This window comes from Micromonospora sp. WMMA1976 (assembly GCF_027497335.1).
In the GTDB taxonomy this organism is placed as follows: Bacteria; Actinomycetota; Actinomycetes; order Mycobacteriales; family Micromonosporaceae; genus Micromonospora; species Micromonospora aurantiaca.
Map to the genome: position 1 here is coordinate 1,806,362 of NZ_CP114912.1, position 23,031 is coordinate 1,829,392.

The window sequence follows — 23,031 nt, forward strand, 5'->3', positions numbered from 1 at the left end:
AGGGACAGCTCCGGGTCAGGCGACCGACTGCCACCACCCGTCCACCGCCGGCGGCTCGTCGACCACCACCCGCTCACCGGGACGCGGCACCGCGAGCCGCACGTCGCGCGCCTTCGCCTCGGCCCAGAGCCGGTCCACCGGCTCGGACCAGTCGTGCAGGGCCAGGTTGAACGTGCCCCAGTGCACCGGCACCAGCAGCCCGCCGCGTACGTCGAGGTGGGCGGCGACCGCCTCCTCCGGGAACATGTGGATGTGCGGCCACGCCCTGTCGTACGCGCCGATCTGCATGAGCGTCAGGTCGAACGGGCCGTGCTCGGCGCCGATCGCGGCGTACCCGTCGAAGTAGCCGGAGTCGCCGGTGTAGAAGACCTTCCGGTGCGTGCCGGTGATCGTCCAGGAGCTCCAGAGCGTGCCGTCGCGGCGCAGCCCGCGCCCGGAGAAGTGCTGCGCGGCGGTCGCGGTGAGCGTCAGGCTGCCGGCCCGGTGGCTCTCCGACCAGTCCAGCTCGACGATGCGGTGCTCGGGTACGCCCCAGCGGGCCAGGTGGGCGCCGACGCCCAGCGGCACCACGAACGGCGCGGACTGGAGGTCGGCCAGCGTGCGGACGGTCTCCATGTCGAGGTGGTCGTAGTGGTCGTGCGAGATCAGCACCGCGTCGAGCGGGGGCAGGTCGGTCAGGCGGACCGGCGGCTCGTGGATGCGCCGGGGGCCGACCAGCCCGGACGGGGAGCACCTGTCGCTCCACACCGGGTCGAGCAGCACCCGGTGTCCCTCGATCTCGACGAGCGTGGAGGCGTGGCCGTACCAGACGACGTTCAGCTCGCGCGCCGGGTCGGCGGCCGGTGCGGCGCCGGGGCGCAGCAGCGGCACCGGGCTGCCCGGCCGCCGCTTCTGCTTGCCGAAGATCAGCTCCCGGAGCAGGTTGCGGCCCGGGTCGGCGACCATCGTGGCGCTGGCGCCGGCCGGGTTGTGGAAGGTGCCGTCGCGGAAGCGCGGTGACCGGGCCGCCCGTTCCGCCCGATTGCCGGTGAGCCGGCCGCCGAGCTGCGCCGGTACGTCCCGCGCCGCCCAGGCCAGCCCGGCGACGGCGGCCAGCCCGGCGAGCTTCCACACCCGCCCGCCGCGCGTCCGGTCCGGTTCCTGCCCCGTTGCCTGCCCCATGCTTATCCCTCCGCCGTGTCCCGCCGTACACGGTAACCACAGTCGTCCCGGCCCGCCCACGCGACGGCCCGCCCGCGCGACAGCCACCCCCCGCGACGGTCAGGGCACCCGGCGGTGCACCGCGGACGCCACTGTCGCCGCGCGTCCGCCCACGGCCCGGACCACCTGGGACACGTCGGGCAGCCAACCGCCCCGGACCGCCTCGCCGGCCGGGTTGGGCGTGAACACGATGCCCTGGTGCGCGGCGACGGGCGTCCGGGTCAGCCCGGCCCGGCGCATCAGCGGCCCGACCAGCACGTCGTACACGCCGGGCAGGACGGTGAACCCGAAGCGCATGACCACGTTGAGCCGGCCCACCGACACCTCCCGACGCGGCCGGTCGAGGCATCCGACGATGGCCCGCGCCACCCGTTCGGGCGAGGCGATCGGGGGCGGCGGCCGGCCGATCCGGCCCAGGTAGTTGGCCGCCTGCCGGTAGACGGGCGTGTCGACGCTGCCCGGGTTGACCAGGCAGATCGCGACGCCCGGCGTCTCCCGCGCCTCCTGCTGGAGCGTGCGGGCCAGTCCCTGCAGGCCCCACTTGGCGGCCACGTAGCCGCTCATGTAGGGCGCGGTGATGTGCCCGAGCACCGAGCCGGTGAGCACGAGCGTGCCGCCGCCGGCGTCCCGGAACCGGCGCAGCGCCTCCCGGGCCACCGCCGCGGCGGCCAGCAGGTCGGTGCGGACCACCTGCTCGAACACGTCGGCCGGCGTCTCGTCGAAGCGGCCGTAGGACATCACCGCGGCGGTGTGCACCCAGGCGTCGACGCGGCCGAACTCGGCCTGCGCCGCGTCGGCGAGCGCGGCCACCGCGCCGGGCTCGGTCACGTCCATCGGTACGGCGATCGCCCGCGCGCCCGCCGCCCGGCACTCGTCGCGCACCTCGTCGAGCGTGGCGGGGGAGCGGGCCGCGAGGACCAGCCGGTCCCCGCGGCCCGCCAGCTCCCTGGCGGTCGCCCGGCCGATCCCGCTGGTCGCGCCGGTGACGACCACCGTCCGGGTCACGGCGCGAGCACGACCTTGACGCAGCCGTCCTCCTTCTTCTGGAACATCTCGTACGCCTGCGGCGCGTCGGTCAGCGGCAGCCGGTGGGTCCGCAGGTCCTCCACGCCCAGCGGGTCGTCGTCGCGCTCCAGCAGCGGGATGATCTCGTCGACCCAGCGCCGCACGTGGCACTGGCCCATGCGTAGCTGGATGCCCCTGTCGAACATCTCCATCAGCGGCATCGGGTCCTGCTCGCCGCCGTACACGCCGGAGATCGACACGGTGCCGCCGCGCCGTACCGCCTTGAGCGCGGCGTGCAGCACCACGAGCCGGTCCACGCCGGCCTTGTCGGTCATGGCCTGGGCCAGCTTGTCCGGCAGCAGCCCGGCGGCGGTCTGGGCCATCTTGCCCAGCGGCGCGCCGTGCGCCTCCATGCCGACCGCGTCGATCACCGCGTCCGGGCCGCGCCCGTCGACCAGGTCGATGAGCGTTCCGGGTACGTCGTCGAGCTGGCTGACGTCGAGCACCTCGATGCCGTGGCGGCGGGCCATCTCCAGCCGCTCCGGCACCAGGTCGAGCCCGATCACCCGGCCGGCGCCGAGGTGGCGGCCGATCCGGGCGCTGAACTGCCCGACCGGGCCGAGCCCGAACACGGCGAGCGTGCCGCCGGGCGGAACGTCGGCGTACTTCACCGCCTGCCAGGCGGTGGGCAGGATGTCGGAGAGGTATAGCCAGCGCTCGTCCGGGCCGCTGTCCGGGATCTTGATCGGGCCGAACTGGGCCTGCGGGACGCGCAGGTACTCGGCCTGGCCGCCGGGGACCGAGCCGTACAGCGAGGTGTAGCCGAACAGGGACGCGCCCTTGCCCTGGCTGGTCACCTGCGTGGTCTCGCACTGCGCGTAGAGCTGCCGTTCGCACATCCAGCACGAGCCGCAGGAGATGTTGAACGGGACGACCACCCGGTCGCCCTTCTTGAGCCGGGTCACGCCGGGCCCGACCTCCTCGACGACGCCCATCGGCTCGTGCCCGAGGATGTCGCCGGGCTTCAGGTACGGCCCGAGCACCTCGTACAGGTGCAGGTCGGAACCGCAGATGGCGGTCGAGGTGATCCGGACGATCGCGTCGGTCGGCTCCTCGATCCGGGGGTCCGGGACGTCCTCGACGCGGACGTCCCGCTTGCCGTGCCAGGTCAGTGCCTTCATGCCTGTCTGTCCCCTCTCCGGTGCCGTCCATCGGACTGCTACCCGGCACGGGGCCGTTGAATCGGCGGCGCGGTCACCGTGACGTGAGGTCGACAGTCACGGCGATGGTGCTGGTGCTGGCCGCGGTGGCGGCGAGGGCGCCGATGTCGAGGCGGCGGCCGGCGCGGTCGGTGACGGCGCCGGCCGTGAGCCGCAGGCCGGCGACGGGCGTACCGAGCGCCGCCGACGCGGCCTCCAGCAGCCGCCGCCGGGCCACCGCCACGGCGACCCGGACCGGGGTACGGGTTCCGACGGCCGGATGGGGTGCGCCACGCGCCCGGCCCGCTGCCGGCCGTGGCGGTGGCACACGAACGCGGCGGCGCGGCACCGACAGCCCGTCGGCGATCAGTTCGGCGGCCGAGGTGTCGCCGTCGTACCGGTCCGGCGGCAGCGTGAACGACACGGTCCCGTCCGGGCCGACCTCGACGGAGATCAGTGCCGCCCCGGGCAGGGCCGCCGCCGTCATGATCTCGCCGAGGCCGAGCAGTCCGGCCACGTCCGGCGACGGCGTCCGGGCGGCCGGGTACGCGGCGCTGAGTTCGGCCGCGGCCACGAGGACCGGCGCGGCCAGCACGTACCCCAGGAACGGGGGGAGGGGCGCGGTCATGGTGCCCACCGCGACGCGGTGGTCAGAACTCGCGGTTGCCGAGCGGGATCTCGATGTTTATGGACTGCCCCTCGGAGAGGAACAGCAGGGCGAGCTTGCGCAGGAACTCGTCGAACAACCAGTAGCACTCCGGTGCGAGCGGGAACGGCAGCAGCGCCTCGCGGACGGCGATGAACGGACCCCAGCTCGTCCGCAGCAGCGTGTCCCAGAGCAGGTCGCGCGGGATCTCCAGCCAGTTGGCGATCTGGTTGCCGAGCATGAACCGGGTGAACGAGCCGAGGATGGGCTTGCTGAGCAGCCCGGCGTCGATCTCCTTGCCGAGGCCGAGCAGGATGTCGGCGAGCGCGTTGCCCTCGCGGGTGGGCGCGAGGATCGGGTCGAGGACCTCGCCGGCCTGGGAGTTCGCCTCGCTCCACGTGGCGGGGATGTACTCGTCCCTGATGCCGAGCATGTGCGCGGCCACCTGCCACAGGTGCAGGAAGGCGGTCGACTCGGCGGCGGGGATCGGCACCCGCCAGTCGGTCAGCTTCCGCATCACAGTGGTCGGCAGGCTGTGCCAGGTGACCATCATGTCGCGCTGGCTGATCGGGATGTCCTCGGGCGCGACGTCGGCCCACTCGGGCGACTGCGGCAGGAGGTGACGCACACCGGCGTGCGCGAGCCGGGTCTTCACGGCGGTCACGATCATCGAGCCGTCGGGCTGGTAGGCGTTTGCGTTGCCGATGTCGTACCCGAGCTTGGCGGTCTTGGAGATGCGGTCCTTCATGTCCGCGCCGCCCTTGGAGTAGTAGACGGCGCGCGCCTCCTTCGGGATGACGGTGCTCATCATGCCGCTGGCCAGGCCGTAGAGCACGCCGAGGTAGAGGCCGCGCTTCTCGTTGAAGCGCACGGCGGTGGCCAGCTTGCCCTGGTCCACCCAGGACGGCAGCACGCGTGCGCGTTCGATGAACGCGCGGACGTCCGCCGGGAGGCCGGAGGGCAGCGGCTGGCCGTTCTTCGTCCACGTCCGCAGCAGCTGGTTGACCAGTGGTGCCTCGCCCCGGTCCAGGAGGGAGGCGACGAGTGGGTCGGCCTCCTCGTCCCACACCCAGCGGGGGTCCACGCCCGCGCCGGCGCCGGCCACTGATCCCGTCGGAGACCAGGTCCACGCCGACCGGGCCTGTGCCGGAGCGGCGACGCTGAACGCGCCGAGCGCTCCCAGTGCCCCGCCGGCCTTCAACATCTTGCGCCTGCTTACCGGTTCCACGCTCACTCCTCGGGGTCGAGGCCACTGATACGGTGAAACAAATGTTGCGCCCGTGTATCACATGAGAGCACGTGGTAACGGTGTCCACAAGGCTCATGGCGACATCTGTCGATGGTTTGCGATGAGGGGAGTCCACGGTGGCGGTGGTCGAGGGGATGCTGTCGGGCAGGGTCGCGTGGGTGACCGGAGCCAGCCAGGGCGTCGGCGCGGCGATCGCCGAAGGGCTGGCGCGGGCCGGCGCGTCGGTGATCCTCCAGTCCCGGCGGCCGGACGCGCTGGACGAGGTGCGGGACCGGATCGCGGCCGGCGGCGGCACGGCGGCTGTGGTCGCCGGGGACGTCGCGGACGAGTCCGCCGCCGACGCCGTCGTCGGCCTCGCGCGGCAGCGCTGGGGCCGGTTGGACGTCCTCGTCAACAACGCCGGCATCAGCCCGGCGCTGCACCGCAGCGAGCGGCTGAGTCTCGGTGACTGGCGGCAGGTGATCGACACCAACCTGTCCGGCGTGTTCGTCTGCGCCCGCGCGGCCGGTGCGCTCATGGTCGAACAGGGCGCGGGCAGCATCGTCAACATGTCCTCCGTGCACGGTCAGGTCGGCTTCCCGCGCCTGGCCGCGTACAGCGCCAGCAAGGGCGGCGTCGAGCAGCTCACCCGCACGCTGGCGCTGGAGTGGGCGGCGGCCGGCGTGCGCGTCAACGCGGTCGCGCCCGGCTACCTGGAGACCCCGATGACGGAGGGGCTACGCGGCCACGAGCAGTGGTCGAAGCGGTTGCGCGACCGCATCCCGATGGGCCGCTTCGGCCGTCCCGAGGAGGTGGTCGGCGCGGTGCTGTTCCTGGCCTCGGACGCCGCGAGCTACGTCACCGGCAGCGTGCTGCACGTGGACGGTGGCTGGACCGCGCAGTGACCGGCGACCCGCTTGGTTAGTCCCGGTTCGTCGCCGGATCATTGATGCGGCTCGTTTCAGGCGCGATTCACCGGCACTTCTTCCCAGAAAGTTAACCCTCGTTTACAGTGCTGCCATCGGCTGCGGAACCCGAGCGGGCACCACGGCGAGGGGTGCGGCCAGCCCTGCCACCACCAGGCCCGGTTGCGTGTGAAGGAGTAGCCCATGGACCCCGCCGACGTCCTCGCCGAGGACTGCGCCAAGAAAGCCGCCGACCTGACCGTCCCGGCGCTGCTGCACCGCAACGCCACCGAGTACGCCGACCTGCCTGCCCTGACCACGCTCGGCCGGGACGACACCCGCACCTGGGCGCAGCTGCGCGACGAGGTCGCCGAGCTGTCCGCCGGCCTGGCCGAGATCGGCCTGGAGGCCGGGCGGCACATGCTGATCATGATGTCCGGCCGCACCGAGCACTGGCTGGTCGACCTCGCCGCGGTCCACCTGGGCGCGGTGCCGTCCACGATCTACCCGACGCTCAGCGCCGAGCAGATGCGCTACCTGGCCCGGCACAGCGCCGCCCAGGTGCTCGTGCTGGAAGGTCCGGCGGAGCTGGAGCGCTGGCGGCCGATCCTGGCCGAGCTGCCGGACCTGCTCCGGGTGGTGCTGGTGGACGAGCCCGCCGAAGCGGCCACCGACACGGTGCCGCTGTCGCGCGTGCGTACCCTCGGCCGGGCCGCCCGCGAGGCGGACCCGGACGCCTTCGAACGGTGCTGGCGCACGATCCGGCCCGAGCAGCCGGTGACGCTGCTCTACACGTCCGGGACGACTGGTGACCCGAAGGGCGTCGTGCTCAGCCACCACAACGTGATCTACCAGGCGGTGGCGCTGGACGCGATGGTGTCCGTCCCCGACCACGCGCCGACTGTGGCCTACCTGCCGCTCGCGCACATCGCCGAACGGTTCCTCGGCATCTACAACCCGATCTACCGCGCCGGGCACGTGACCATCTGCCCCGACGCCACACAGCTCGTCGCGGCGCTGCGCACCGTCGGTCCCGCCTCGTTCTTCGGGGTGCCGCGGGTCTGGGAGAAGATGGCCGCCGGCGTCCAGGCCCACCTGGCCGCCGCCGAGCCCGCGGTTCGCGCCGCCGTCGCCGCCGCGACCGCGGTGACCCTGGAGGCGTACGAGCTGCGCGCGGCCGGGAAGCCGGTGCCGGACGAGCTGGCCGCCCGGGTGGCGCAGGCCCGGGACACCGTGCTGCGACCGCTGCAGGCGAGCCTCGGTCTGCAGAACATGACCTGGCCCGGCAGCGGCGCCGCCCCGATCCCGGTGGACGTGCTGCGGTTCCTCGCCGGGCTCGGCATCGACGTGCTGGAGGTGTGGGGTCTGACCGAGACCACCGGCACCGCCACCCTCAACACCCCCTACTGCTTCCGCACCGGGACGGTCGGCCGCCCGAACGTGGGCATGGAGGTACGCCTCGCCGACGACGGCGAGATCCTCGTCCGGGGTCCGCTGGTCTGCTCCGGCTACCTGCGCGAGGACGGCGGCGTCGAGCCGGTGGTCGACGCGGACGGCTGGCTGGCGACAGGTGACGTCGGGACGCTCGACGAGGACGGGTTCCTCACCATCACCGACCGCAAGAAGGAACTCATCATCACGTCCAGCGGGAAGAACATTTCACCGGCGCAGATCGAGAACCTGCTGCGGGCGCACCCGCTCATCGGCCAGGCGGTCGCGATCGGCGACCGGCGGCCGTACGTCACGGCGCTGATAGTGCTGGACGAGGAGGTGGCGCCCCAGTGGGCGCGTACGCACGGCGTCAGCGACCCGCGGCTGCCCGCGCTGGCCTCGGATCCGGTGCTGCGGGCCGAGATCCAGGCCGCTGTGGACGCGGCGAACGCGCGGCTGGCCCGGCCCGAGCAGGTAAAGACGTTCCAGGTGCTGCCGTCGGCGTGGACGCCGGAGTCGGGCGAGCTGACCCCGACGCTGAAGCTACGGCGCCGGGTCATCGTCGACAGGTACGGCGACCGGATCGACGCCCTCTACCGGCCGGGCGACGCGGTGGCGGAGCCCGTTACCCAGTAGCGCCGGGTCGATGCCGGGCGGGGGTGGCGGCGCGCCGAGGTCGGCGGGCCGGTACCCCCGCGGGTAGCCGGGATAGGTGCGGTTGCGCGGCGCGCGGGTCAGCCGGCTCACCGTTCGCGCGGGCAGCAGCCGCACCACGGCGGCCCGGGCGCGCAGCGCGCCGCCGACCAGCGCGGTCAGCGGTCGCGGCGCGGCCGGCAGCCCGAAGGCGGCCCGCATCTCGGGCGGCAGCAGCGCGCGCACGCCGAGGCGCGCGGCCGGGCGCAGCGGCGCCGGGTACCAGGACGCGAACAGGTCCAGCGTGTACGCCGCGACCCGCTCGTTGCTCGGCGTGCGGCGGAACGTCTCCCGCTCGTACGCGTCCTTGACGGCGCGGAACGCGTCGAAGTCCGCCGGGACGTCCCGGATGCCCATGCGCGCGCCGAGCGCGCGGTAGTAGTGGAACGCGGCCAGCCGCTCGTGCTCGTGCAGCGGGCGCCAGCCGTACCGGTCCAGCCAGTCGATCGGCTCGTAGACGAACGTGGACAGCACGTAGCGCATGTCGTCGTTCGAGATCGCGTACCGGCCGTGCGCCCGGTTGACCACCCGCAGCGCCTCCCGGCCGCGCGGCGAGTCGTAGCCGTGCTCCAGCAGCTCGGCCATCAGCAGCGCGGTGTCGTCGTAGCGCTGCTGCGCCCGCAACCGGAACTCGCCTGTCGCGTCGAGCAGCGCGGAGATGCTCGGCACGCAATACGTGCGCAGCAGCGCCAGCTCCAGCGCCCGCTGGTAGTCGAAGGGGAACTCGTACCCGGCGGAGAGCCGGTAGATCTCGTGGTGGTCGTGGACCGGATCGAGCGTCTCGATCCGGCGCAACCAGCGGTACCGCCCCTCACGAGCCATCGCCACCACCCCCACCGTCCACCCTTGCCGATGCAGTCAAGCTCCTCTATGTTAATAGAAAATCACATCCCCGGATAACTCGAAACCTGCTTGTGCGCACCTCACGGGCCGGTGTTCAGGGCGATGTCCGGTCGAAACCGGGAAGTGGTGCTAATGGAGAATCTCAGTAGACGAAGCGTCCTGACGCTCGGTGCCGCGCTGGGACTGGTAGCCGTGGCGGACGCCCCGAAGGCGTGGGCGTGGTCGTCGTCCGGCTCGATCGCCGGAACCGACACGGTCACCGACCCGTGGGACGTCTGGGACGACGACACCGACCCGCTCGTCGCCTCGCTGCTGGACGCCGGTCAGATCCCGGCGGTGAACACCGCGTTCGCGTCCTGGACCCGCAACGGCGACGCGCTGCCCGCCGGCCTGCCCCCGGCGCTCACCACCTATCTGCGGCGCGTCAACACGCTGCCGTCCTGGGCCGATCAGGCCAAGCTGGACCGCGCCGCCCAGTTCAACAAGCGCATGAGCATGTACCTGTTCCTGCTCTACGGCCTGGGCAGCGGGATCATGAGCACGGTGATCCCGCGCGAGGCCCGCAACGTCTACTGGTCCGAGGGCGGCGCGGACATGAAGTCGCGCGCCGCGAAGACCTTCACCTACGGCTACGACCTGAGCGCCCCCGACGCGTTCAAGGCCACCGGCAGCTTCGTGGTCACCTCGCACAAGACGCGGCTCACCCACGCGGCCGTACGGCACCTGCTGCCGCAGTCCGCGCCGTGGCGCGGCGTCACCGACCACCCGATCCCGATCAGCAACGGCGACATCCTCATCACCTTCCACAGCCTCGGCACGTACGTGCACCGCAAGCTGCTCGACTGGCGTCGCTGGGGACTGCGGATGTCGGCCGCGGAGGAGGAGGCCTACCTGCACATGTGGCAGGTCGCGCTGCACCTGCTCGGGGTCCGCGACGAGTTCATCCCGAACAGCTGGGCCGCCGCCGAGGAGCAGTCCCGGTACGCGCTGTCCCCGCTCCTCGCGCCGACACCCGAGGGCATCGACCTGGCCGACATCCTGCTGAACCTGACGTCCTCGGTGGACCTGGGCGTCACCCGGGGATTCCAGCGGGAGTTCGCCCGCTACGTGCTCACCGACCGCATCGGCGACTGGCTGCGGCTGCCGCGCGACTACATCTCCCGGGGCGTGATCGAGGCCGGATGGCCCACGTACGTGATGTTCCGCGAAGGGCTCTCGCCGCTCATGCCGGAGACGTTCGGCCTGTTCGACAGGTTCATCCGCGGGCTGGCGATGCTGTTCCTCAACAACGGCTCGTCCGCGTCGCACACCCCGATCACGATCCCGGTCATGAACCGGCCGGGCACCTGAGTCCGTGCCGGTTCAGAGCGTCAGGGCACCGGTGACCAGCGCGGTGACCGCGTCCCGGTGGCCGGGCGAGTCCTGCCAGCGCAGGGCGCGCCCGGCCTCCACCGCCACGCCGAACCCGGCGTGCACGAGCAGCCGGGCCTGCCGCCGGTCCAGGTCCGGCCGGACCGCCCGCAACTGCTGCTCCCAGACCGCGATGTGCTCCCGCTGGGCGAGGATGAGCGGGCGCCGTACATCGTCCGGCAGGCCGGCCACCTCCGCCTCGGCGACGCTGTTGAGGGTGTTGTGCTCGAAGCAGTAGGCCACGTACGCCGCCGCCAGCGCGACCACCGCCTGCCGGGGGTCGGCCGCCCGCTGGAGGCTGCGGTCCACCGCCTGCGCGAGCAGTTCCGCCGCCTGGAGGCAGGCGGCCACGAGGATGTCCACCTTGCCGGGGTAGTGGCGGTAGATCGCGGACGGTGCGAGCCCCACCGCCTGGGCGATCTGCGCGTTGGTGACGGTGGCGAAGCCGTCCCGGGCGAACAGCGGTACGGCCGCGGCCAGGATCTCCGCGCGCCGGGTCCGGGGCACCGGCTGGGCGGGCAGCTCGACCAGCCGCGCCGTCCCGGCGGCGGTGGTCGGATCGGTGGCGACGACCCGCATCGCGGACCGCAGCACCAGATCCTCGATCCGGCGCTGGGCGATCGAGGTGCGGTGCATGGTCACCGAGCCGATCACCCCGAGCGCGGCCACCGCCCGCAGCCGCTCGTCGGGCAGCGGGTACTCCCGCCGTACCATCTCGGTCACCCGGCCCACGACGTGGCCGAACTTCGCGCGGAGCAGGTGGCGGTCCGGACGGCCGAGGTAGCGGGCCTCCCACCGGTAGAGGCCGCCGGAGGCGCGGTGCGCGACGGTGACCCGGGTGAGGGCCAGCAGCACGTCGGCCAGCGCCGCGTCCGGCGGCCACGCGTCGACGGCCCCGACCAGGTTGTCCACCATCACGTTGGCGCACTCGGCGAACAACGCGTACTTGTTCGGGAAGTGCCGGTACAGCGCCGGCGCGCTGATCCCGACCGCCGCGGCGATCTCCTCCATCGACGCGCCGTGGTAGCCGCGCTCGCTGAACACCTGCCCGGCCGACTCGACGATGACCTGCCTGCGGTTGCGGGGCCGGGTGGCCGCGGCCGGCCCGGTGGTCACCGGATCGCCCGGGCGGACGCGGACGGGCACGGGACCATGAGTGTCAGTCAACCACAGCGCCTCACGCCGCCCGCGCGCTCGCGGTGACGCCGGTCAGGCGTGCAGGACGGCGAGCGCGAGCCGGGCGGTCTGGTCGTCGTAGCCCTCGCTGCGGTCGAAGCGGCCGAGCCGCCCGACGTCGGTGACCACGTTCAGCGCGGCGTGCACGAGCACACGGGCGTCGGCGGCCGGCAGGTCCGGTCGTACCGCCCGGACCAGGCCCACCCACTCCTCGACGTGCAGCCGCTGCGCGCCGCGCAACTGGTGGCGGTCCCGGTCCGGCAGGTTGTTGTTCTCCGCCAGGTACACCGCGATCAGATCGCTCTGACCGAAGGCGAAGTCGACGTACGCGCGCACCACCCGGTGCAGCGCGTCGGCCGGGTCGCTCGCCTCGGCGATCGCCGCGGTGGTGGCCCCGGTCAGCCGGTCGGTGGCCCGGTAGTAGGCGGCCGCGAGCAGGTCGGCCTTGCCCGGGAAGTAGCGGTACACACTGGAGGCCTGCATGCCCGCGGCGCGGCCGATGTCCTCCACCGCGACGGCGTGGTAGCCGTGCCTGTGGAACAGCCGCATCGCCTCGACGAGCAGCAGTTCGCGCCGCGAGACCGGGCGCACCGGCCCGGTGGCGGGCGTGTCCCGCGGCGCGGGATCGCGCCGGGGCGGCACCGTGGGCGCGTCGGTCCGCAGCAGCGTCCAGGCGACACGGGTGAGCAGATGCTCGGTGTCGGCGCCGGCGGTCCGGTACGTGGTCACGCTGCCGAACGCGCTCAGCGCCGCGTTCACCAGCAGGTCGGCCTGCGCTGCGGTCAGCTCGGGACGCAGCTCGCGCAGCGGCGCGGCGACGCGGCCGACCAGCGTGGCCATCGAGACGGCGAACTCCTGCCGGTGCTCGGGCGTCAGGTAGCGGCCCTCCCACTGGTACAGCCCGGCCACCCGCCGCCTGCTCACCGCGACCTCGGCGAGCGCGCGCAGCAGTTCGTCGAGCAGCCCGTCCGCGCTGCTCGCCGCCGGCTGCTCGGTCGCGGCGAGCAGGGCGCCGACGACCTCCCGGGTGGCGTGCACGAGGATCGCGTACTTGTTCGGGAAGTGCCGGTAGACGGCCGGCCCGCTGATGCCGACGGCGGCGGCGATCTCGTCCACCGAGACGCCGTGGTAGCCCCGCTCGCAGAACAACTCGGCGCCGGCGAGCGCGATCCGGGCCTTGCGGTCCTTCGGTCGTCTGACCGGGGCCGGGGCGGTGTCGCCTGCTGCTCGTCGCACCCGTACACGTTAGCGCTCCCTCGCGTGCCCCAGGTGAGACCCCTCGGCGGTTCTCGTCGCCCAGGTTCGGAGCCGGACAGCGCCTGACGCTTCTTGACAAGCGGCGGCAGGCTCAAGAAAAGTTAGGCGAAATTCGCATGCGGGTGAGCGATGAGGAGCTTGGCATGACGACCGATGCGTTCATCTACGACGCGTTGCGCACGCCGCGCGGGCGGGGCAAGCCGACCGGATCGCTGTACGGGGTGAAGCCGGTTTCGCTGATCACCGGCCTGATCGAGGAGACCCTGCGGCGGATGCCCGGCCTCGATCCGGCGCTGATCGACGACATCGTGCTCGGGGTGGTGTCCCCGCTCGGCGACCAGGGCGCCGACATCGCCCGGACCGCCGCCGTCGCCGCCGGCCTGCCCGACACGGTGGCCGGCGTCCAGCTCAACCGCTTCTGCGCCTCCGGCCTGGAGGCGGTGAACATCGCCGCGCAGAAGGTGCGCTCCGGCTGGGAGGATCTCGTCCTCGCCGGTGGTGTCGAGTCGATGTCCCGGGTGCCGATGGGCTCCGACGGCGGGGCGTGGGCGCTGGACCCGGAGACCAACTACACCACCGGCTTCGTGCCGCAGGGCATCAGCGCCGACCTCATCGCCACCATCGCCGGCTTCGACCGGGAGACGGTCGACGCGTATGCGCTCCAGTCGCAGGCGCGGGCCGCGAAGGCATGGGCCAACGGCTACTTCACCCGGTCCGTGGTCCCGGTCCGCGACCGCAACGGGCTGACCGTGCTGGACCGGGACGAGCACATCCGGGCCGACTCGACGGCGGAGAGCCTCGGCGCGCTGCGCCCCTCGTTCGCCGAGATCGGCGAGAAGGCCGGCTTCGACGCGGTCGCGTTGCAGAAGTACCACTGGGTCGAGCGCATCGAGCACGTCCACACGGCGGGCAACTCCTCCGGCATCGTCGACGGCGCCGCACTCGTCGCGATCGGCAGCGAGGCCGCCGGCGCGGCCGCCGGTCTGACCCCGCGCGCCCGCGTCGTGGCCACCGCGCTCAGCGGCGCCGACCCCACCATCATGCTCACCGGCCCGGCGCCGGCCGCCCGCAAGGCGCTGGCGAAGGCCGGTCTCGGCGTCGACGACCTCGACCTGGTCGAGATCAACGAGGCGTTCGCCGCGGTGGTCCTGCGGTTCGTCGCCGACCTCGGCCTGAACCCGGACATCGTCAACGCCAACGGCGGGGCGATCGCGATGGGCCACCCACTCGGCGCGACCGGCGCCATGATCCTCGGCACGCTCGTCGATGAACTGGAACGACGCGGCGGCCGCTACGGCCTGGCCACGCTCTGCGCGGGTGGCGGCATGGGCATCGCGACCGTGATCGAACGAATCTGAGGAGCACGAATGGCAAACACCATCCGGTGGGAGCACGGCGACGACGGCATCGTGCTGCTCACCCTGGACCACCCCGGCCGCTCGGCGAACGTGATGAACGCGGAGTTCGGCGAGAGCCTGACCGCCACGGTGGACCGGCTCGAGGCCGAGCGCGACCGGATCACCGGCGTGATCGTCACCTCGGCCAAGAAGACGTTCTTCGCCGGCGGTGACCTGGAGACCCTGGTGCGGCTCACGCCCGCCGACGCCGAGGCGTCGGCGGCCGACGCGGCCGCGCTCAAGCAGGCCGTACGCCGGCTGGAGACGCTCGGCCGCCCGGTCGTCGCCGCCGTCAACGGATCCGCGCTCGGCGGGGGACTGGAGCTCGCCCTGGGCTGCCACCACCGCATCGTGCTCGACGACCCGGCCATCGAGATCGGCTTTCCCGAGGTCACGCTCGGCCTGCTGCCCGGCTGCGGCGGCGTGGTGCGTACCGTCCGGCTGCTCGGCGTCACCGCCGCGCTGACCGACTGGCTGCTGCGCGGCCAGCGCCGCCGGCCGCAGGACGCGCTCGCGCACGGGCTGGTCGACGAACTCGCCGCCGACCGGGACGCCCTGATGGCCGCCGCCCGGGAGTGGATCGCCGCGAACCCGGCCGCGACCCAGCCGTACGACCGCAAGGGCTACCGGATGCCCGGCGGCACCCCGTCCGGCCCGGGACTCGCGATGCAGTTGCCGGCCATGCCCGCGCTGCTGCGCAAGCAGCTCAAGGGCGCGCCGTACCCGGCGCCGCGCAACATCCTCGCCGCCGCCGTCGAGGGCGCCCAGGTGGACCTGGACACCGCGTTCACCATCGAGGGGCGGTACTTCACCGAACTGGCCACCGGCCAGGTCGCCAAGAACATGATCAAGGCGCTCTTCTTCGACCTCCAGACCGCCCGGTCCCGTACCGCCGGCGGCGACCACGAGCCGGTGCGCAGCGTCGCCGTCGTCGGCGCGGGCATGATGGGCGCCGCCATCGCGTACGTCTGCGCCCGCGCCGGCATGCGGGTGGTGCTCAAGGACGTCACCGCCGAGGGTGCGGCGCGCGGCAAGGCGTACTCGGCGGGCCTGCTCGACAAGGCGGTCGCCCGAGGCCGGTCCACGCCGGAGAAGCGGGACGAGATCCTGGGCCGCATCCACGCCACCGGCGACCTCGCCGACCTGGCCGGCGTCGACCTCGCCATCGAGGCGGTCTTCGAGGACCCGGCGCTCAAGCACAAGGTGTACGCCGAGATCGAGCAGGTCGCGCCGGACGCGCTCATCGCCTCCAACACCTCCACACTGCCCATCACCCTGCTCGCCGAGGGCGTCAGCCGGCCGGAGGAGTTCGTCGGGCTGCACTTCTTCTCCCCGGTGGACAAGATGCCGCTGGTCGAGGTGATCCGCGGGGAGCGGACCGACGAGGCCACGCTGGGCCGGGCGCTGGGCGTCGTCCGTCAGCTGCGCAAGACGCCGATCGTCGTCAACGACAGCCGGGGCTTCTTCACCAGCCGGGTCATCGGCACGTTCACCAACGAGGGCGTGGCGATGCTGGCCGAGGGCATCCCGGCGGCGACCATCGAGCAGGCCAGCAGCCAGGCCGGGTATCCCGCGCCGGTCCTCGCGCTGATGGACGAGCTGACCCTGACCCTGCCCCGGAAGATCCGCCTGGAGACAGCCGCGGCGACTGTGGCCGCCGGGGGCACCTGGCAGCCGCACGCCGCCGACGCGGTGATCGACCGGATGATCGACGAGTGCGGCCGTACCGGACGCTCCGGCGGCGCCGGCTTCTACGACTACCGCGACGGGAAGCGGGCCGGGCTCTGGCCAGGGCTGCGGGAGCAGTTCGGCGGCACGAACCTGGACACGCCGTTCGAGGACCTCAAGGAGCGGATGCTCTTCATCGAGGCGATCGAGTCGGTGCGGTGCCTGGACGAGGGCGTGCTGACCTCGGTGGCCGACGCCAACGTCGGCTCGATCCTGGGCATCGGATACCCGAGCTGGACCGGCGGCGTCCTGCAGTACGTCAACCAGTACGACGGCGGGTTGCCGGGCTTCGTGGCCCGCGCCCGGGTGCTGGCCGAGCGCTACGGCGAGCGGTTCGACCCGCCCCCACTGCTGGTGGCCGTGGCCGAGCGGGGCGAACGGTTCGAGTAGACGACGACGCGGCCCGGCCGGTGGGCATGCCCCTCACCGGCCGGGCCACGTCGTGTCAGGACATCTGCTCGGACAGCCCGTACGTCTTGGCGATGATCTCGCGCTGGATCTCGCTGGCGCCGCCGTACACGGTGGACACGATCGCCGAGCGGACCAGGCGCTCCATGTCGAACTCGGTGGTGTAGCCGTAGCCGCCCATCATCTGCATCGCATCCAGCGCGACGCGCCGGGCCGTCTCGGTGGCCTTGAGTTTCGCCATCGAACTCTCCCGGGGCAGCACCGTGTCCGGCGCCTTGTCCACTTGCGCGGCGGTGTCGTAGACGAGCAGCCGGGCGCACTCGATCTCGGTGGCCAGGTCGGCCAGGCGGTGCCGGATCACCTGGAACGACCCGATCGGCCGGCGGAACTGGCGGCGGTCCTTCACGTACGCCACCACGTCGTCGAACGCGCGCCGGGCGATGCCGAGCACCACGCTGGCGAGGATCAGCCGCTCCATGTTGAGCCCGGCCATCAGCTGCCGCCAGCCGTGGTCGACCCGGCCGACCACCGCGTCGGCGGGCAGCACGCAGTCGGTGAAGTAGAGGTCGTTCACCTCGCGGCCGCTCATGGTGTCGATGCCGGAGACGGTCAGGCCGGGCGCGCCGGTCGGGACCAGGAACATGGTCAGGCCCTGGTGGTCGCCGGCCCGGCCCGAGGTGCGCGCGACGAGCAGGATGTGCTCGGCCAGGTGGGCGTTGGAGCACCAGGTCTTCTGCCCGTTGACCACCCACCCGTCGCCGCGCCGCTCGGCCCGGCAGCTCAGGTTCGCCACGTCGGAGCCGGCCTCCGGCTCGGACATCGCGACCGCCTCGACCACGCCGCGGGCCACGCCGCTGAGGATCAGCTTCTTCTGCTCCGGCGTGCCGAACCGCTGGTAGGTGGCGGCGACGATGATCGAGGTGGTGAAACCGCCGATGGGCGCCATCGCCCGGCTGGTCTCCTCCAGGAACAGGCACAGCTCGGTCATGCCGGCGCCGCCGCCGTCGAACTCCTCCGGCAGCGACAGGCCCAGCCAGCCGAGGTCGGCCATCTTCCGGTACAGCTCCGGGCTGTGCGGTTCCCGCCCGCCGTCGGTGAGACGGTGCCGTTGCTCGCGGGTGCCGACCTCGCGGCGGCAGAAGTCCCGCACCGCCTCGACAAGTGACAGTTGCTCGTCGCTCCACTCCACCGCGGTACCTCCAGCGCATCGTGAGGGATTGACAGCAAGGCTAGACTATCGAATATCAAATGTCAGGAGGCTGCCGATGACGTCCCTCGTGGAGCACCCCCGCCGGCTGCGCGTCGTCGACCCGGTGACAGGTGAGCACCGCGCCGACTACGACATCGCCGACGACACCGCCGTACGCGCCGCCGTGACGCGGGCCCGCGAGGCGGCCGGCTGGTGGGCCGGTCTGGACGCCAGGCAGCGTCGCCGGCACCTGCTGGCGTACAAGGCGGCGGTCGCGGGCGGCATCGAGGAGCTGGCCGGGATCGTCCGGAGCGAGACCGGCAAGAGTCTCGCCGGGGCCCAGCTCGAGGTGATGCTCGCCGTCGAGCACCTGGACTGGGCGGCCCGGCACGCCGCACGTGTGCTCAGGCGGCGGTCGGTCTCCTCCGGCATGCTCGCGTTCAACCAGGCCGCCTCCGTCGAGTACGTGCCGTACGGCGTGGTCGGCGTGATCGGGCCGTGGAACTACCCCGTCTACACGCCGATGGGTGCGGTGTCGCACGCGCTCGCCGCCGGCAACGCGGTGGTGTTCAAGCCCAGCGAGTTCACCCCGGGCGTCGGGGTGTGGCTGGCCGAGCGCTGGCACGAGATGCTTCCCGCCCACCCGGTCCTCCAGGTGGTCACCGGTGACGGCACGACCGGCGCCGCGCTGTGCCGCGCCTCGGTCGACAAGATCGCGTTCACCGGCTCGGCAGCGACCGGGCGCGCCGTCATGGCCGCCTGCGCCGAGAGCCTGACACCGGTGGTGATCGAGGGCGGCGGCAAGGACGCACTGATCGTCACCGCCGACGCCGACCTCGACGCGGCCGCGCACGCGGCGGTCTTCGGCGGCCTGGGCAACGCCGGGCAGACCTGTGCCGGCGTCGAGCGCGTCTACGTCGAACGGTCCGTCTACGAGCCGTTCCTGGCCACACTCACCGAGCTGGCGCGGCAGGTGCGGCCGGGTGCCGAGCCGGACGCGCCGTACGGGCCGATGACCACGCCCACCCAGCCCGAGGTCGTGCGGCGCCACGTCACCGACGCGCTCGACCGGGGCGGCCGGGCGGTGGTCGGTGACGCGGCTTCGGTGCGGCCCCCGTTCGTGGAGCCGGTCGTGCTGACCGACGTGCCCGAGGACAGCACCGCCGTCACCGAGGAGACGTTCGGCCCGGTGCTCGTGGTCAACCCGGTGGCCGACGCGGACGAGGCGGTCCGCCGCACGAACGCGACCAGCTACGGGCTCTCCGGCTCGATCTTCACCCGTGACCGCCGTCGTGGCCTGGCGCTCGCCGGGCGGCTGCGGGCCGGCGCGGTGTCGGTCAACTCGGTGCTGGGGTACGCGGGCGTGCCGTCACTGCCCTTCGGTGGCGTGGGCGACTCGGGGTTCGGGCGGGTCCACGGCGCTGACGGCCTGCGCGAGTTCGCCCGGGCGCGATCGGTGACGTGGCAGCGGTTCCGGCCGCTGATCGAGGTGATGACGCTTCAGCCGTCCGCCGCCGCGATGAAGCGCTCGCTGGCGATGTTCGCGTGGCGTCATGGCCGCCGGTGACTCACTCGTTCCACACGCCCAGGCCGTCCAGGTGCTTGACCAGCCGCTCCGCGCCGTCGGTGAAGTGCCGGGCCATGACCGGCCGGACCGCCTCCGGGTCGCCCGCCGCGAGCGCGTCGAGCAGCGCCTCGTGATCGGCGACCATGCCGGCCCGCCACTCCGCGTCGGCGGCGTAGAACCGCGACGGCGTGTAGCGGGTGACGGTGCGCAGCAGCCAGGACAGCTTGCGCGCGTCGGCGAGCCGGTTGATCCGCCGGTGGAACTCGTATTCGAGCTGCTCGACCCGGCTGATCTGCCGGGCCTGGGCGGCGCGGCGCAGCCGCTCGTGCTGCTGCCGCAGGTCGTCGAGCTGCTCCGGGGTGATACTGACGGCGACCCGGGCGGCCAGCTCACCGGCGATGTGGCCCTGGAGGCTGAACACGTCGATGATGTCCTGCCTCGACAGCGGCGCCACCACGTGCCCGCGACGCGGTTGCAGCTCGACCATGTCCTCCGCGCGCAGCATCAGCAGCGCCTCGCGTACCGGCGTGATGCTCAGCCCGGTCTCCTGGGCGACCTCTTCGAGCCGGATGCGTTCGCCGGGGCGCAGCTGGCCGGACATGATCCGGTCGCGCAGCAGGCTCGCCACGGTCTCGGAGAGCTGGGGCTGAGAGACGTTCTGGATCCTGCCGCGGTCCGCCACCAGTTCAGGGTATCAAATGTCAAATGTCAGAACAGGAGCGCCGATGAGCTCGACCGTGCCGGAGTCCGAACCGGCCGGCGCCGGACTGCGGGCCGCCACCAGCGACGGCGTGCGGACCATCTGGTTCGACCGGCCCGACCGGCGCAACGCGATGTCGCTGGAGATGTTCCGCGACTACTACGCGGCCCTGGTGGCGGCGGACGCCGACCCGGAGGTCCGGGCGGTGGTGGTCACCGGCTCCGGTGACTGGTTCTGCGCCGGCGCGGACCCGGAGGCGCTCGCGGCGCTGCTCGACGAACGCAACCGCGACCTGCTCGCCGGCGAGTTCGGCTTCCCGCCGCACCTGCCGCTGACGCTCGGCACACCGATCGTCGCCGCGATGAACGGCGGCACGGCCGGCCTCGGCCTGGTCCACGCGCTCTACGCCGACGTGCGCTTCATGGCGGCGGAGGCGCGCCTGTCCACCTCGTTCAGCCGGCTCGGCCTCGTCGCCGAGTACGGCAGCGCCTGGCTGCTGCCCCGACTGATCGGCGTCGGCGCCGCGCTGGACCTGCTGCTGTCCGGCCGCAAGGTCGACGCGGTCGAGGCGTTCCGGATCGGACTTGTGCAACGCGTGCTCCCGCGCGACGAGGTGCTGGCCGAGGCACAAGCCTATGCCGCGGCCCTGGCGCAGCACTGCTCACCGGCGTCCATGTCGGTGATCCGGCGGCAGGTGTGGTCGGGCTCGGAGACCGGCGTCGCCGAGGCCGCCGCCGACGCGATCCGGCTCATGGTCGAGTCCCTGGCCGGCCCCGACTTCGGCGAGGCCCTGCTCAGCCGGGCCCAGGGCCGCGCACCCCGCTTCGCCCCCCGGGCCGGCGCGTGAGCGGGCCCCTGGACGGCGTCCGGGTCGTGGAACTGGCCGGGATCGGACCCGGCCCGTTCGCCGCCATGCTGCTGGCCGACCTCGGCGCCGACGTGGTCCGGGTCGACCGGCCGGAACCCGGCGCGCTCCCGGCCGGTGACCCCGCGCGGAACCTGCTCAACCGGGGCAAGCGCTCGATCGTGGTGGACCTGAAGCACCCCGACGGCGCCGAGGTGGTCCTCGCGCTGGCCGGCCGGGCCGCGATCCTGATCGAGGGCTGGCGCCCCGGCGTGGCCGAACGGCTCGGCGTCGGACCGCAGGCCGCGCTGGCCCGCAACCCCGGCCTGGTGTACGGGCGGATGACCGGCTGGGGACAGGACGGGCCCCTGGCCCGCGCCGCCGGCCACGACATCGGCTACATCGCCGTAGCGGGGGCGCTGCACCCGATCGGCCGCGCCGGCGGGCCGCCGCAGATCCCGCTCAACCTGGTCGGCGACTTCGGCGGCGGCTCGCTCTACCTGGTCGTCGGCATCCTGGCCGCGCTGCACGTCGCCGCCGCCACCGGCCGGGGCCAGGTCGTCGACGCCGCCATCGTGGACGGCGCGGCGCACCTCACCACCCCGTTCGCCGGGATGCTCGCGCAGGGCACCTGGCTACCCGAGCGGGGCCGCAACCTGCTCGACGGCGGCGCGCCGTTCTACGACGTGTACGCCACCGCCGACGGCGGGCACATGGCGGTGGGCGCGCTGGAACCGCAGTTCTACGCCGAACTGCTGCGGCTGCTCGGGCTGGGCGACGCGGACCTGCCGGCACAGCACGACGTGGCCGGATGGCCGGTGCTGCGCGCCCGCTTCGCCGAGGTGTTCGCCGGCCGCACCCGCGCCGAGTGGACGGCGGTGTTCGACGGCACCGACGCCTGCGTCGCGCCGGTGCTGTCGCTCGCCGAGGCGCCGGGCCACCCGCACCTGGCCGCGCGCGGCACGTACGAGGAGCACTTCGGCGTCCGGCAACCGGCCGTGGCGCCCCGCCTGTCCGCGACACCCGGCCGGGTCGGCGGCCCGCCGCCCGCGCCCGGCGCGGACACCGAGCCCGTCCTCACCGACTGGGGACTGGGCGCACACCTACCGCGGTGGCTGGACGACGGCGTCGTCGGCCGGAAGCAGGGAGCAGCGCACTGATGCGTATCGGGACGACACTGGCGTACGCCGCCGACCCCCGCGGCGGCGCCGACGACGTGGCCGCCTGGGAACAGGACGGCCTGGACGTGGTCTGGGTGTCCGAGGCGTACGGCTTCGACGCGCCCACCGTGATGGGTTACCTCGCCGCCCGGACGAGCCGCGTGCACATCGGCTCCGCGATCCTGCCGATCTTCTCGCGTACCCCGGCTCTGCTGGCGCAGACCGCGGCGGGCCTGGACGCGATGTCCGGTGGCCGGGCCATCCTCGGCCTCGGCGCGTCCGGACCGCAGGTGATCGAGGGCTGGCACGGCGTCGCGTACGACAGGCCGCTGGCCCGCACCCGCGAGGTGATCGACATCTGCCGCCGGGTGTGGCGACGCGAGACGCTGACGAACGACGGCCTCTACCGGCTGCCGCTGCCGCCCGGCGAGGGCACCGGGCTGGGCAAGCCGCTGAAGATCCTCACCCACCCGGTCCGCGACCGCATCCCGATCCACGTGGCGAGCCTCGGTGACCGGAACGTCCGGATGACCGCCGAGATCGCCGACGGGTGGCTGCCGTTCCTCTACGACCCGCAGCGCGCCGGCGACGTCTGGGGTGCCGCGCTGGCAGCCGGCCGGGCGAAGCGGTCCCCTGACCTCGGGCCGCTGGAGGTGGTGGCCGGCGGGCCGCTGGCGATCGGCCCGGACGTGACCGGGCTGCGCGACCTCGCCCGGCCGCTGATCGCCCTGTACGTGGGCGGGATGGGCGCCAAGGGCCGCAACTTCTACCACGACCTGCTGTGCCGCTACGGCTACGAAGCCGAGGCCGACCGCATCCAGGACCTCTACCTGGCCGGGCGCAAGGCCGAGGCCGCCGCCGCAGTGCCGGCGGAACTGCTGGAACGCACCAGCCTGATCGGACCGGAGAGCTACGTGCGCGACCGGGTCCAGGAGTACCGCGACGCCGGCGTGACGATCCTCAACGTCGCGCCGCTGGGCGAGGACCCCCGGCGCCTCGTCGCCGCCGTCGCGGACATGGCCCGGTAGCGCAGGGGAGGAGCCGA

At 73.2% G+C, this 23,031-nt stretch carries 19 protein-coding genes; 9 read left to right on the forward strand and 10 right to left on the reverse strand.

All coding sequences use genetic code 11. From position 1 onward, the window contains the following. Nucleotides 1-15: 15 nt before the first annotated feature. The 5 genes from O7546_RS08510 to O7546_RS08530 form a co-directional block, all read right to left on the reverse strand. Nucleotides 16-1,161, reverse strand: coding sequence for an MBL fold metallo-hydrolase (locus O7546_RS08510; RefSeq protein WP_269696504.1), 1,146 nt, complete (start codon nucleotides 1,159-1,161; stop codon nucleotides 16-18). Nucleotides 1,162-1,260: 99 nt separating this feature from the next. Further along, nucleotides 1,261-2,205 (reverse strand): SDR family NAD(P)-dependent oxidoreductase, encoded by a 945-nt coding sequence (locus tag O7546_RS08515; RefSeq protein ID WP_281600702.1) that lies wholly within the window; start codon nucleotides 2,203-2,205, stop codon nucleotides 1,261-1,263. After that, nucleotides 2,202-3,386: a zinc-dependent alcohol dehydrogenase gene (locus tag O7546_RS08520; protein WP_281600703.1), complete on the reverse strand. Its 1,185-nt coding sequence runs from the start codon at nucleotides 3,384-3,386 to the stop codon at nucleotides 2,202-2,204. Before O7546_RS08520 ends, O7546_RS08515 begins: the two co-directional genes overlap by 4 nt. 73 nt (nucleotides 3,387-3,459) lie before the next feature. Continuing rightward, nucleotides 3,460-4,032, reverse strand: a complete 573-nt coding sequence (locus O7546_RS08525) for an isoquinoline 1-oxidoreductase (RefSeq protein ID WP_269696506.1) — start codon at nucleotides 4,030-4,032, stop codon at nucleotides 3,460-3,462. Between the two features lie 22 nt (nucleotides 4,033-4,054). Beyond that, a complete protein-coding gene (locus O7546_RS08530) occupies nucleotides 4,055-5,278 on the reverse strand; it encodes an oxygenase MpaB family protein (RefSeq protein ID WP_281600704.1) in 1,224 nt (407 codons plus the stop codon). A 179-nt stretch (nucleotides 5,279-5,457) separates the two neighbouring features. On the opposite strand from O7546_RS08530, the gene O7546_RS08535 reads away from it, so the two are divergent. Together O7546_RS08535 and O7546_RS08540 are read left to right on the forward strand one after the other, a co-directional pair. Next, complete coding sequence (locus tag O7546_RS08535; RefSeq protein WP_281600705.1) at nucleotides 5,458-6,183, forward strand: 3-oxoacyl-ACP reductase family protein; 726 nt, start codon at nucleotides 5,458-5,460, stop codon at nucleotides 6,181-6,183. Between the two features lie 204 nt (nucleotides 6,184-6,387). Then, nucleotides 6,388-8,250 (forward strand): AMP-dependent synthetase/ligase, encoded by a 1,863-nt coding sequence (locus O7546_RS08540; RefSeq protein ID WP_281600706.1) that lies wholly within the window; start codon nucleotides 6,388-6,390, stop codon nucleotides 8,248-8,250. Here the strand turns inward: O7546_RS08540 and O7546_RS08545 are convergent. Beyond that, entirely contained in the window at nucleotides 8,158-9,129 is a 972-nt protein-coding gene (locus O7546_RS08545) for an oxygenase MpaB family protein (RefSeq protein WP_281600707.1), read from the reverse strand. The genes O7546_RS08540 and O7546_RS08545 overlap by 93 nt on opposite strands. 153 nt (nucleotides 9,130-9,282) lie before the next feature. Here O7546_RS08545 and O7546_RS08550 point away from each other — a divergent pair, with 153 nt between their 5' ends. Then, nucleotides 9,283-10,500, forward strand: coding sequence for an oxygenase MpaB family protein (locus tag O7546_RS08550; RefSeq protein WP_281600708.1), 1,218 nt, complete (start codon nucleotides 9,283-9,285; stop codon nucleotides 10,498-10,500). A gap of 12 nt (nucleotides 10,501-10,512) precedes the next feature. Here O7546_RS08550 and O7546_RS08555 read toward each other — a convergent pair whose 3' ends face one another. Together O7546_RS08555 and O7546_RS08560 are read right to left on the reverse strand one after the other, a co-directional pair. Further along, complete coding sequence (locus tag O7546_RS08555) at nucleotides 10,513-11,706, reverse strand: TetR/AcrR family transcriptional regulator (protein WP_269696508.1); 1,194 nt, start codon at nucleotides 11,704-11,706, stop codon at nucleotides 10,513-10,515. 63 nt (nucleotides 11,707-11,769) lie between these two features. Continuing rightward, a complete protein-coding gene (locus O7546_RS08560; protein ID WP_194800940.1) occupies nucleotides 11,770-12,972 on the reverse strand; it encodes a TetR/AcrR family transcriptional regulator in 1,203 nt (400 codons plus the stop codon). A 164-nt stretch (nucleotides 12,973-13,136) separates the two neighbouring features. Between O7546_RS08560 and O7546_RS08565 the strand changes: the two genes are divergently transcribed. Continuing rightward, nucleotides 13,137-14,351 (forward strand): acetyl-CoA C-acetyltransferase, encoded by a 1,215-nt coding sequence (locus tag O7546_RS08565; protein WP_194800941.1) that lies wholly within the window; start codon nucleotides 13,137-13,139, stop codon nucleotides 14,349-14,351. A 9-nt stretch (nucleotides 14,352-14,360) separates the two neighbouring features. Further along, complete coding sequence (locus O7546_RS08570; protein WP_194800942.1) at nucleotides 14,361-16,508, forward strand: 3-hydroxyacyl-CoA dehydrogenase NAD-binding domain-containing protein; 2,148 nt, start codon at nucleotides 14,361-14,363, stop codon at nucleotides 16,506-16,508. A gap of 55 nt (nucleotides 16,509-16,563) precedes the next feature. Here O7546_RS08570 and O7546_RS08575 read toward each other — a convergent pair whose 3' ends face one another. Then, entirely contained in the window at nucleotides 16,564-17,715 is a 1,152-nt protein-coding gene (locus tag O7546_RS08575) for an acyl-CoA dehydrogenase family protein (RefSeq protein ID WP_194800943.1), read from the reverse strand. A gap of 76 nt (nucleotides 17,716-17,791) precedes the next feature. On the opposite strand from O7546_RS08575, the gene O7546_RS08580 reads away from it, so the two are divergent. Next, complete coding sequence (locus tag O7546_RS08580) at nucleotides 17,792-19,282, forward strand: aldehyde dehydrogenase family protein (RefSeq protein WP_194800944.1); 1,491 nt, start codon at nucleotides 17,792-17,794, stop codon at nucleotides 19,280-19,282. A gap of 1 nt (nucleotide 19,283) precedes the next feature. On the opposite strand, the gene O7546_RS08585 is transcribed toward O7546_RS08580, so the two are convergent. Next, on the reverse strand, nucleotides 19,284-19,964 hold the full coding sequence (locus O7546_RS08585) for a GntR family transcriptional regulator (protein WP_194800945.1): 681 nt from the start codon (nucleotides 19,962-19,964) through the stop codon (nucleotides 19,284-19,286). Between the two features lie 43 nt (nucleotides 19,965-20,007). Between O7546_RS08585 and O7546_RS08590 the strand changes: the two genes are divergently transcribed. From O7546_RS08590 to O7546_RS08600, 3 genes are read left to right on the forward strand one after another with little or no spacing between them, the layout of a single operon-like run. Next, nucleotides 20,008-20,829, forward strand: coding sequence for an enoyl-CoA hydratase-related protein (locus O7546_RS08590; protein WP_281600709.1), 822 nt, complete (start codon nucleotides 20,008-20,010; stop codon nucleotides 20,827-20,829). Then, a complete protein-coding gene (locus O7546_RS08595; protein WP_194800947.1) occupies nucleotides 20,826-21,986 on the forward strand; it encodes a CaiB/BaiF CoA-transferase family protein in 1,161 nt (386 codons plus the stop codon). The genes O7546_RS08590 and O7546_RS08595 overlap by 4 nt, the downstream gene beginning before the upstream one ends. Then, complete coding sequence (locus O7546_RS08600) at nucleotides 21,986-23,014, forward strand: LLM class F420-dependent oxidoreductase (RefSeq protein WP_194800948.1); 1,029 nt, start codon at nucleotides 21,986-21,988, stop codon at nucleotides 23,012-23,014. Before O7546_RS08595 ends, O7546_RS08600 begins: the two co-directional genes overlap by 1 nt. Nucleotides 23,015-23,031 lie beyond the last annotated feature (17 nt).

What these genes read in the sequence shown, in the direction of transcription:
- O7546_RS08510 (WP_269696504.1), bottom strand. Translation starts at nt 1,161, where the DNA reads ATGGGGCAGGCAACGGGGCAGGAACCGGACCGGACGCGCGGCGGGCGG.
- O7546_RS08520 (WP_281600703.1), bottom strand. Translation starts at nt 3,386, where the DNA reads ATGAAGGCACTGACCTGGCACGGCAAGCGGGACGTCCGCGTCGAGGAC.
- O7546_RS08525 (WP_269696506.1), bottom strand. Translation starts at nt 4,032, where the DNA reads ATGACCGCGCCCCTCCCCCCGTTCCTGGGGTACGTGCTGGCCGCGCCG.
- O7546_RS08540 (WP_281600706.1), top strand. Translation starts at nt 6,388, where the DNA reads ATGGACCCCGCCGACGTCCTCGCCGAGGACTGCGCCAAGAAAGCCGCC.
- O7546_RS08545 (WP_281600707.1), bottom strand. Translation starts at nt 9,129, where the DNA reads ATGGCTCGTGAGGGGCGGTACCGCTGGTTGCGCCGGATCGAGACGCTC.
- O7546_RS08550 (WP_281600708.1), top strand. Translation starts at nt 9,283, where the DNA reads ATGGAGAATCTCAGTAGACGAAGCGTCCTGACGCTCGGTGCCGCGCTG.
- O7546_RS08565 (WP_194800941.1), top strand. Translation starts at nt 13,137, where the DNA reads ATGACGACCGATGCGTTCATCTACGACGCGTTGCGCACGCCGCGCGGG.
- O7546_RS08570 (WP_194800942.1), top strand. Translation starts at nt 14,361, where the DNA reads ATGGCAAACACCATCCGGTGGGAGCACGGCGACGACGGCATCGTGCTG.
- O7546_RS08580 (WP_194800944.1), top strand. Translation starts at nt 17,792, where the DNA reads ATGACGTCCCTCGTGGAGCACCCCCGCCGGCTGCGCGTCGTCGACCCG.
- O7546_RS08590 (WP_281600709.1), top strand. Translation starts at nt 20,008, where the DNA reads ATGAGCTCGACCGTGCCGGAGTCCGAACCGGCCGGCGCCGGACTGCGG.
- O7546_RS08600 (WP_194800948.1), top strand. Translation starts at nt 21,986, where the DNA reads ATGCGTATCGGGACGACACTGGCGTACGCCGCCGACCCCCGCGGCGGC.